The sequence below is a fragment of the Gilliamella sp. Gris1-4 genome, assembly GCF_001690335.1.
In the GTDB taxonomy this organism is placed as follows: domain Bacteria; phylum Pseudomonadota; class Gammaproteobacteria; order Enterobacterales; family Orbaceae; genus Gilliamella; species Gilliamella apicola_P.
Window position 1 is genome coordinate 1 of sequence record NZ_LZHA01000019.1, and the last position, 597, is coordinate 597.

Here is a 597-nt window from a genome sequence, read left to right on the forward strand (position 1 = left end):
CCTTCCTCATCACCGAAAGTACTTTACAACCCGAAGGCCTTCTTCATACACGCGGCATGGCTGCATCAGGGTTTCCCCCATTGTGCAATATTCCCCACTGCTGCCTCCCGTAGGAGTCTGGACCGTGTCTCAGTTCCAGTGTGGCTGGTCATCCTCTCAGACCAGCTAGAGATCGTCGCCTTGGTGAGCCATTACCCCACCAACTAGCTAATCCCATATGGGTTCATCAAATGGCGCATGGCCCGTAGGTCCCATGCTTTGGTCTCTCAACTTTATGCGGTATTAGCAGTAGATCGGAAGAGTTGTCCCCCTCCATTCGGCAGATCCCCATACCTTACTCACCCGTCCGCCACTCGTCATCAAGTGCAAGCACTCATGTTACCGTTCGACTTGCATGTGTTAAGCCTGCCGCCAGCGTTCAATCTGAGCCATGATCAAACTCTTCAATTTAAAGTTTGATGCTCAATAACTGTCTCTGACATATTCAAATGAATCTTCAGTGTCACTTATCAAGACTTAATTTTTTAGTCCGTAGACTTTAATCTTTCGTCTCGCAAGTGCCCACACAGATTGTCTGTTTCTTCTTTTTAAAGAGCT

1 rRNA gene is annotated in these 597 nt (G+C 48.1%); it reads right to left on the reverse strand.

The features are described from left to right. Window positions 1-450: ribosomal RNA gene (locus A9G31_RS02025) — 16S ribosomal RNA — on the reverse strand; the annotation flags it as partial. Window positions 451-597: the final 147 nt, after the last annotated feature.